The organism is Kocuria sp. HSID17590 (genome assembly GCF_003989485.1).
In the GTDB taxonomy this organism is placed as follows: Bacteria; Actinomycetota; Actinomycetes; order Actinomycetales; family Micrococcaceae; genus Kocuria; species Kocuria salsicia.
The window spans coordinates 1-8,410 of record NZ_RBMB01000057.1; the positions used below are offsets into that span (position 1 = coordinate 1).

The window sequence follows — 8,410 nt, forward strand, 5'->3', positions numbered from 1 at the left end:
ACCACGGGGGCCGCGACCACGGGGGCCGCCGCCGCGCCGTCGGGCGCCGGGACCGCGGCCCTGGACCCCTCGCTGCTCGACCCCACCCTGCTCGAGACCCTGGGCGCCGCGCTCACCGGTCACATGCTCTGGGCCCACGTGGCGGCCGCCGCCGTGACGTTCGTGCTCCTGCGCCACGCCGAGGACGGCTGGTGGCGCCTCGTGACGGCCGCCGTGCACGTGATCTTCACCGCGGTGGAGCTGCTGAGTGCGGTGCTCGTGCCGTGGCGCCCGCTGCGCCCCGTTCCCCAGGCCCACCTCCTGCCCCCGCGCACCTGGTCACCGGTGCGCGTCATCTCCCGACGAGGACCGCCCGCCCTCTCGATCTGAGCGGTCCATTTCCGATGGCACCCCGGACGCACCGTCCCCGGGGTGGCACCGGTCCATCTTCGTCGAGAGGTACTTCACCATGTCCACAACCCTGGACGCGCGAGCGTCCGAGCGGGCTCGTCCGCACCCCACCACCGCCTGGCTGCTGCCGCTGCTGCGCCGCCTGCACTTCTACGCCGGGATCCTCGTGGGTCCCTTCCTGGTGGTCGCCGCGGTCACCGGCGCCCTGTACGTGTTCACCCCGCAGCTGGAGAGAGCGGTCTACGCGGACGCGCTCACCGGCACCGTCTCCTCCCAGCCGCTCACCCTGGACCGGCAGGTCGAGACGGCCCAGCGTGCCGCGGGCACGAGCGAGTCACCGGTGAACGTCCGCCCCGCATCCGACGGCGGGACCACGCGCGTGATGTTCGCGGACCCTGCGCTGGAGGCCGGGGAGTCCCGCGCCGTGTTCGTGGACCCCGGCACGGGCCGCGTCACGGGTGACATGACCGTGTACGGCACCAGCGGCGCCCTGCCGTTGCGCACCGCCATCGACCGGCTGCACCGGGAACTGCTGCTCGGCGAGCCCGGTCGGCTCTACAGCGAGCTGGCGGCCACCTGGCTGTGGGTCCTCGCGCTGAGCGGCCTGGTGCTCGTGGTGCTGCACCGGCGCCGGGTGGCCCGGGGCCGGCGCGCCCGCGTGAGCCTCGTTCCCCGCCCGGGGGAGGCCAACGACTACCGGCGGACCCGTTCGTGGCACACGGCCACCGGCGTGTGGCTCGCCGTGGGGTTCCTGTTCCTCTCCGCCTCTGGGCTCACGTGGTCCGCGTACGCGGGGGAGAACGTGTCCCAGCTGCGCACGGCCCTGAGCTGGACCACCCCGAAGGTCGCCACGGACCTGGGCGGCGGGTCCGGCGGCTCCGACGGTTCCGGTGCGTCCCCGGCGGACGAGCACGCCGAGCATCACCACGGCCACCACATGGCGGCCGCCGCACCGGGTTCCTTCGACGCCGTGCTCGAGACGGCACGGCAGGCGGGGCTGGAGGCGCAGACCGTGGAGATCAAGCCGGCCGCCTCGGACGGCGCGGCGTGGACGGTTTCCGAGAACGAGCGCTCCTGGCCCACCCAGGTGGACAGCGTGGCCGTGGACCCGCACCACCTGCGGGTCACCGACCACGTGCGGTTCTCCGAGTGGAGCCTGCCCGCAAAGCTCGCGCAGTGGGCCGTGGCCGCGCACATGGGGCTGCTGTTCGGGCTGCCCAACCAGCTCGTGCTGCTCGCGCTCGCCGCGGCGATTGTCGTGCTGGTGGTGAGCGGCTACGCGATGTGGTGGCGCCGCCGTCCCACCCGTTCCGCGGCGGCGCAGCTCGGTCCGCTGCCTCCGCGCGGTGCACTGCGGGCGGCACCCGCGTGGCTGTGGCCGGTCCTGGTCCTCGTGACCGTGGCCGTCGGCGTGTTCCTGCCGCTGCTCGGGATCTCCCTGCTGGGGTTCCTCGCGGTGGACCTGCTGCTCGCCGCCCTGGCACGACGCCGCACGGGGGCCGCCGCGCGCGGCTGAGCGGCCTCCGCGTTCGGGCTCGGCCCGATGTGGCATGAACAAGGCCGTGGGCCCCACCGTCCGGTGGGGCCCACGGCCTTGTCGCGCAGGGGAGCCGCTCAGGCGGCGTCGGCGAAGTTGTGCCGGTCCACCAGTGCCCAGGAGGCCCCCGCGTTCACGGCGGTGACGGCCAGGACGGACGGCCACGCGCCCATCTTCTTGGCGAGCGGGTGGGAGAGCCCGAAGCCCGCGATGTACAGGGTGGAGAGCCCCGCGGTGGTCGCCGGTCCGGCGGAGGCCAGCCACGTGCGCCCCGCGGCCACGCCGCACGCGAGCAGCGCCACGCCGCCCAGCGAGCGGACCTTGGTCAGGCGGGCCACGCCGTAGCCGCCGATCAGCCCGGCGGCCACGAGAACGGAGCTCGGCACGGCCACCGGCGAGGGCAGCGCGGCGTCGAGGTTCTTCAGGGTGTCGGTGGTGCTCATCTCAGTTGTTCCCTCCCAGGAAGTTCTGCAGTCGGGCGAGTCCCTCGGCGAGGTCGTCGTCGCCCAGGGCGTAGGACAGGCGCAGGTAGCCGGACGGTCCGAAGGCCTCGCCGGGGACCACGGCCACCTCCGCCTTCTCGAGGATCAGCTCCGCGAGCTCGGCGGAGGTCTGCGGGGTGACGCCGTCGAACTCGCGCCCCAGCAGCGCGGTGACGTCCGGGTACGCGTAGAACGCGCCGGTGGGCACGGGGCAGTTCACGCCGTCGATGGCGTTGAGCCCGTCCACGATGGTGCGACGACGCCGGTCGAAGGCCTCGCGCATGGCCTCCACCTGGTCCATGGGCCCCTCCAGGGCGGCCAGGGCGGCGGCCTGCGCCACGTTGTTGACGTTGGAGGACAGGTGGGACTGCAGGTTGGTCGCGGCCCTCACCACGTCCTTGGGCCCCACGAGCCAGCCCACGCGCCACCCGGTCATCGCATAGGTCTTGGCCACGCCGTTGAGCAGGATCAGGTTCTCGTACAGCTCGGGCACGGCCTGGGCCATGGAGACGAACTCCACGCCGTCGTAGGTCAGGTGCTGGTAGATCTCGTCGCTGATCACGAAGATGCCCTTGGCGGCGGCCCACTCGCCGATCGCCCGGGTCTCCTCCGCGGTGTACACGGAGCCGGTGGGGTTGGACGGGGAGCAGACCAGCAGCGCCTTGGTGCGCGGCGTCCACGCCTGCTCCAGCTGCTCGGGCGTGACCTTGTAGTCGCTCTCAGCACCCGCGAAGACCTCCACCGGGTTGCCCCCGGCCAGCCGGATCGCCTCCGGGTAGGTGGTCCAGTAGGGAGCGGGCAGCAGGACGTCGTCGCCGTCGTCGACGACGGTCTGGAACGCCTGGTAGACCGCCTGCTTGCCGCCGTTGGTCACCAGCACCTGCGAGTCCTCGACCTCCCAGCCGCTGTCCCGGGCGGTGGCGCGCGCGATCGCCGCGCGCAGCTTCGGCTGACCGGCAGCGGGGGAGTAGCGGAAGTTCGCGGGGTCCCGCAGCGCCTGGGCCGCCGCGTCCACGATGTAGTCCGGAGTGGAGAAGTCCGGCTCGCCGGCGCCGAAGCCGATCACCGGCCGTCCCTGCGCCTTCAGCGCCTTGGCCTTGGCGTCCACGGCGAGGGTCGCGGACTCGGCGATCGCCCCGATCCGGCGCGAGATCCGCTGCTGCGATGGTGACATGGTGATCAACTCTCCTGGCTGGCTGGATGTCGGGCCGCGGTGCCGGACCCGGACGCTGCCTCCACTCTAGGTCGCCCACCTCCGGCTTTGCACGGAACGGGGCGTGCGCGTAGCATGACTGGTTGGTGCCGCCACCCGTGCGGTCATTTCCGCGCGGGACCGTCGCTCGGGCGAACGCCCCGGTGATAGGCTCAGGCACCGTGTTCCGAGCAGCGAGGCACTCGCGGTGCGGGCACTGAAGGGCAGTGGCGCAATTGGTAGCGCAGCGGTCTCCAAAACCGCAGGTTGCAGGTTCGAGTCCTGTCTGCCCTGCTTCACGACCTATCCACGGCACACACACCACCGCCGAGCAGCTGCTTCACGCAGGGGAGAGCCGATGTCGCACACCGCCACGGGACAGACCCCTGGCCAGCCCACCGATGCGGACCGCAGGCGCGGATTCTTCGGCAGGATCTGGCTGTTCTTCCGGCAGGTCGTGGGAGAGCTCAAGAAGGTCGTCACGCCCACCCGGCGTGAACTGGTCAACTACGTCCTGGTGGTCCTGGTCTTTGTGGCATTCATGATGGTGCTGATCTCCCTGCTGGACCTCGGCTTCGGCCAGGTGGCCATCTGGCTCTTCGGTAACGGCACCCAGGCCCAGTGACCCCCTCCAGCACTTCACAGACGTCCACAGAAAGCAGGAATCCCCAGTGAGCGATCACGAGCTCGAGAACGACGCCACTCAGCCCGCACAGTCCGACGCCCCCTCGGCTGACGCTGCGCAGGACGAGTCGACGGAGAGCGTGAGCGCGGCGGAGACCGCCGGAACGGACGACGTCCAGGACGCCACCCCGGGGGCCGAGGACACCACGGCCCCGGAGCCCACTGCCGAGCAGTCCGTCCAGGAGGCGGACCTCGACGTCGCCGAGGGCGCCGTGGAGCCCGTGGCCGTTCCCACCGAGACGGTGGAGGTCACCGAGGAGACCGTCGAGGACGACGTGGACCCGGTGGCCGAGTTCAAGGCCAAGCTGCGCCGCCAGGAGGGCGACTGGTTCGTCATCCACACCTACGCCGGCTACGAGAACCGCGTGAAGACGAACCTCGAGACCCGCATCCAGTCCCTCAACATGGAAGAGGACATCTTCCAGATCGAGGTGCCCATGGAGGAGGTCGTGGAGATCAAGAACTCGCAGCGCAAGACCGTGCGCCGCGTGCGGATCCCCGGCTACGTGCTCGTGCGCATGAACCTCACGGACGCCTCCTGGGGCGCGGTCCGCCACACCCCGGGTGTCACCGGCTTCGTGGGCCAGGACGCGTACAACCCGGCGCCGCTGCGTCTGGACGAGGTCTTCGACATGCTCGCGCCCACGTTCGAGACCCCCGAGAAGGCCAAGGGCGTCGGCGAGACCGCCGGCTCCGCGTCCGGTGCCCAGGGCGGCGCCGCCCCGCAGATCACGGTGGACTTCGAGGTCGGCGAGTCGGTGATCGTGAAGGAGGGCCCGTTCGAGACGCTGCCCGCCACGATCTCCGAGATCAAGGTGGAATCCCAGCAGCTCGTGGTGCTGGTCTCCATCTTCGAGCGCGAGACCCCCGTGACCCTCGGCTTCGACCAGGTCACCAAGATCTAGTCGCCACAGACTTCGGATCTCCCCGGATGCGCTTTGGTCCGGGGCACTTCCGTCCGGTCGCCGCGCCACGGCGACCACCCGCCGTCGTACGCTCCTGTGCGGCGGTACGCACAGCCAGAAAGAGGACCATCACATGGCTCCCAAGAAGAAGAAGGTCGCAGGCCTCATCAAGCTGCAGATCCAGGCGGGTGCCGCCAACCCGGCTCCTCCCGTGGGTCCCGCGCTCGGCCAGCACGGCGTCAACATCATGGAGTTCTGCAAGGCCTACAACGCGGCCACGGAATCCCAGCGCGGCAACATCGTGCCCGTGGAGATCACGGTCTACGAGGACCGCTCCTTCACCTTCGTCACCAAGACCCCTCCGGCCGCCCAGCTGATCAAGAAGGCTGCCGGCGTGCCCAAGGGCTCCGGTGTCCCGCACACCACGAAGGTCGGCAAGATCACCATGGACCAGGTCCGTGAGATCGCCGAGACCAAGAAGGAAGACCTCAACGCCAACGACATCGACGCCGCGGCGAAGATCATCGCCGGCACCGCCCGTTCCATGGGCATCGAGGTCAACTGAGTCCCTTCCGGACTCACCAGCACGTAGACATTCGTGGCAGGGCCGAGCGCGGTCCGCAGACCACAACTGCACAAGGAGAAGAAGCAGATGGCACAGCGCAGCAAGGCATACCGGGCAGCTGCCGAGAAGATCGAGGCGGGCAAGTTCTACGCCCCCGCCGAGGCGGTCGCCCTGGCCAAGGAACTGGCCGAAGGCAGCAAGTCGGACCCCACCGTCGAGGTGGCCATGCGCCTGGGCGTGGATCCCCGCAAGGCGGACCAGATGGTCCGCGGCACGGTGAACCTGCCCAACGGCACGGGCAAGACCGCCCGCGTGGTCGTCTTCGCCACGGGTGACAAGGCCGCCGCGGCCGAGGCCGCCGGTGCGGACTTCGTGGGCTCCGACGACCTCATCGCCAAGATCCAGGGCGGCTGGACGGACTTCGACGCCGCCGTGGCCACCCCGGACATGATGGGCAAGGTCGGTCGCCTGGGCAAGATCCTGGGTCCCCGCAACCTGATGCCGAACCCGAAGACGGGCACCGTGACCATGGACGTCACGAAGGCCGTCAACGACATCAAGGGCGGCAAGATCGACTTCCGCGTCGACAAGCACTCGAACCTGCACTTCATCATCGGTAAGGCGTCGTTCGACACGCAGAAGCTCGCCGAGAACTACGCGGCCGCCCTGGAGGAGGTGCTTCGTCTGAAGCCCTCCGCCTCCAAGGGCCGCTACATCACCAAGGCCACCGTAGCCACCACGTTCGGCCCGGGCGTGCCCGTGGACCCGAACGCCACCGAGGTGATCCCCCAGGCGTGATCCGGTGAGGGGTGGGCGCCCAATCGGCGCCCACCCCTTCCGATCGTGACAGCAGGGCCCGTGCCGTCCCAGGTCGGGCCCTGTTTCCATGTCCGGGAGCCGCGCCGAGTGTCGTCCCGGGCGCCTGGCGTCCCCTGGCGATCCCGCCCGGCACCCGGGGATGCCCAGGCAATCGTGATGTACTTGAGGCCGGAGTCCGTGCGGATCCGTTGCCGCGGTGCCGTTCGGGCTCGAGAACGGCAGTGAAGGAGAGCACTGTGACGCACCCGTCACCCGTACGCATCGAGCTGCTGCGCATCCCCGATGCCTTCGACGACGACGCCAGGCACACCCTGGGCGGCCTCGCCTCCCTGGTGCAGTCGTGCCGAGAGCACGTGTGGGGGACCAGCCAGCTGAGCAACGACGCGCAGGACATCTTCCGCGACCTCAAGGATCCCTACGAGCGGGTCAACATCCTGTGCGCGTACCTGGACGACCGTCTGGTGGGTCGTGCAGAGGTGCGGATGCCGCTGCTCGAGGACACGGACATGGCCCAGATCGTGGTCCACGTGGACCCGGAGGAGACCTCTGAGGGCATCGGCCGGGGCCTGCTCGGTGCTGCCGAGCAGCTGGCGCACGGAGAGTCCCGCCGTTTCCTGCGCCTCGTGACGGAGCACCCGGCCTCCGAGGCCAGGGACCCCGAGGGCCCCGGGGACGGCAGCGTGGACGGCATCACGGACGGCGGTGTGGAGACTGCCGGGCCCGTGCAGTGGCTCGAGGCCGCGGACGGTTCCGGCCGGCTGCCGGCGAGCCACCGGCAGACCCGCTTCGCCCAGCACGCGGGCTACGAGCTGCGCACAGTGAGCAGCTTCGCCCTGCTGCCCGTTCCCCTGGCTGGGGACCGGCTGGACCGGCTGCACGACTCCCTGGCGGACACCCCCTTCGCGGACCACTACCGCATGCACACGTGGGTGGGGGAGGCCCCGGAGACGCTGCTGGAGCCGCTTGCGCGGCTGCACGCGAAGATCCCCACCGACTCGTTCGTGCGCCCCCTGGTGACCGATCCCGATCCGTGGGACGGGCAGCGGGTGCGCCGCACCGAGCAGCTGCGCCAGGAGGACGGCGACCGCTCCCTCATGGCGGTCGTGGAGGACGTGCGCACGGGTGAGCTCGTGGGCATGACCGAGCTGATCCTGGCCCAGCACCAGCCCGCCCTCGCCCTGCAGGACGAGACGCTGGTGGTGCGCGAGCACCGCGGCCACCGGCTGGGCATGCGTCTCAAGCTCGCGAACCTCGAGCAGCTGGCGGTGGTGGCCCCGGAGGTCAGCACGGTCTACTCGTGGACCCACAGCGGCAACGACCGCATGAACTGGGTCAACGCCCGTCTCGGCTTCCGCGACGCCGGCCAGTCGGCCATCTGGGAGCAGGACTTCAGCATCGTCTGACCGGCGCGCTGAGGGTCACGACGCCGCAGCCTCACCGGGCCGTGCCTCGTCAGGGCAGTGCGGCCCAGGTCGCACCCACCGGTCAGCACTCGCCGAGACGGCACCCACCGGAGCAGTCCCCGCCCGAGTAGCCCCCATCCGAGCAGCCCCGGCCCGGCCAGCACTCACCGGGTGGCAGTCGTCGAGGCCGTGCCTGCCCAGGCACCGCCTCGGGCGCGGCACTCACCAGGGCAGCGGCAGCGCCGTCGTCGTGCCACCCGCAGACAGTCCGCCGCGCGGCACGCACAGCAGCCCGTCAGCGGCGCTGAGGCCGCGCAGCATGTTGGAGCCCACGGACCGGCACGGCAGCCACCCGCCGTCCTCCGCACGCGCGGGCACGAGCCGCTCCGCGCGGCCGCCGGTGATGTCCGCCCCGGCGGTGATCGGCACGCCC

At 71.0% G+C, this 8,410-nt stretch carries 8 protein-coding genes, 1 tRNA gene and 2 pseudogenes; 8 read left to right on the top strand and 3 right to left on the bottom strand.

Annotated features, from left to right (window positions below; genetic code table 11):
• Nucleotides 1–369, top strand: a pseudogene (locus D8M39_RS12665) (hypothetical protein); the annotation flags it as partial.
• A 79-nt stretch (nucleotides 370–448) separates the two neighbouring features.
• Nucleotides 449–1,906 (top strand): PepSY domain-containing protein, encoded by a 1,458-nt coding sequence (locus D8M39_RS12140; protein ID WP_126875100.1) that lies wholly within the window; start codon nucleotides 449–451, stop codon nucleotides 1,904–1,906.
• A 98-nt stretch (nucleotides 1,907–2,004) separates the two neighbouring features.
• Here D8M39_RS12140 and D8M39_RS12145 read toward each other — a convergent pair whose 3' ends face one another.
• Together D8M39_RS12145 and D8M39_RS12150 are read right to left on the bottom strand one after the other, a co-directional pair.
• Entirely contained in the window at nucleotides 2,005–2,370 is a 366-nt protein-coding gene (locus D8M39_RS12145) for a hypothetical protein (RefSeq protein WP_055086191.1), read from the bottom strand.
• 1 nt (nucleotide 2,371) lies between these two features.
• The gene (locus tag D8M39_RS12150; RefSeq protein ID WP_094395223.1) at nucleotides 2,372–3,583 is read right to left on the bottom strand and encodes a pyridoxal phosphate-dependent aminotransferase; all 1,212 of its coding nucleotides are present in this window, start codon (nucleotides 3,581–3,583) and stop codon (nucleotides 2,372–2,374) included.
• A 239-nt stretch (nucleotides 3,584–3,822) separates the two neighbouring features.
• On the opposite strand from D8M39_RS12150, the gene D8M39_RS12155 reads away from it, so the two are divergent.
• The 6 genes from D8M39_RS12155 (at nucleotide 3,823) to D8M39_RS12180 (ending at nucleotide 7,977) form a co-directional block, all read left to right on the top strand.
• Nucleotides 3,823–3,895: transfer RNA gene (locus D8M39_RS12155), tRNA-Trp, on the top strand.
• A 64-nt stretch (nucleotides 3,896–3,959) separates the two neighbouring features.
• A complete protein-coding gene (gene secE, locus D8M39_RS12160) occupies nucleotides 3,960–4,226 on the top strand; it encodes a preprotein translocase subunit SecE (RefSeq protein WP_055086193.1) in 267 nt (88 codons plus the stop codon).
• A 46-nt stretch (nucleotides 4,227–4,272) separates the two neighbouring features.
• On the top strand, nucleotides 4,273–5,190 hold the full coding sequence (gene nusG / locus D8M39_RS12165) for a transcription termination/antitermination protein NusG (protein ID WP_055086195.1): 918 nt from the start codon (nucleotides 4,273–4,275) through the stop codon (nucleotides 5,188–5,190).
• Between the two features lie 133 nt (nucleotides 5,191–5,323).
• Entirely contained in the window at nucleotides 5,324–5,755 is a 432-nt protein-coding gene (gene rplK, locus D8M39_RS12170; RefSeq protein WP_055086197.1) for a 50S ribosomal protein L11, read from the top strand.
• Nucleotides 5,756–5,842: 87 nt separating this feature from the next.
• Complete coding sequence (gene rplA, locus D8M39_RS12175; RefSeq protein ID WP_055086199.1) at nucleotides 5,843–6,553, top strand: 50S ribosomal protein L1; 711 nt, start codon at nucleotides 5,843–5,845, stop codon at nucleotides 6,551–6,553.
• Nucleotides 6,554–6,810: 257 nt separating this feature from the next.
• Nucleotides 6,811–7,977 carry a GNAT family N-acetyltransferase gene (locus D8M39_RS12180; protein ID WP_126875101.1) on the top strand — a complete coding sequence of 389 codons (1,167 nt, stop codon included), beginning with the start codon at nucleotides 6,811–6,813 and terminating at the stop codon, nucleotides 7,975–7,977.
• Nucleotides 7,978–8,199: 222 nt separating this feature from the next.
• Here the strand turns inward: D8M39_RS12180 and D8M39_RS12185 are convergent.
• A pseudogene (locus tag D8M39_RS12185) lies at nucleotides 8,200–8,410 on the bottom strand (molybdopterin molybdenumtransferase MoeA); the annotation flags it as partial.

Bases quoted from the DNA above. Each gene is read 5' to 3' on its own strand.
- secE (WP_055086193.1), top strand. From the start codon at position 3,960: ATGTCGCACACCGCCACGGGACAGACCCCTGGCCAGCCCACCGATGCG.
- D8M39_RS12150 (WP_094395223.1), bottom strand. From the start codon at position 3,583: ATGTCACCATCGCAGCAGCGGATCTCGCGCCGGATCGGGGCGATCGCC.
- D8M39_RS12145 (WP_055086191.1), bottom strand. From the start codon at position 2,370: ATGAGCACCACCGACACCCTGAAGAACCTCGACGCCGCGCTGCCCTCG.
- rplA (WP_055086199.1), top strand. From the start codon at position 5,843: ATGGCACAGCGCAGCAAGGCATACCGGGCAGCTGCCGAGAAGATCGAG.
- D8M39_RS12140 (WP_126875100.1), top strand. From the start codon at position 449: ATGTCCACAACCCTGGACGCGCGAGCGTCCGAGCGGGCTCGTCCGCAC.
- rplK (WP_055086197.1), top strand. From the start codon at position 5,324: ATGGCTCCCAAGAAGAAGAAGGTCGCAGGCCTCATCAAGCTGCAGATC.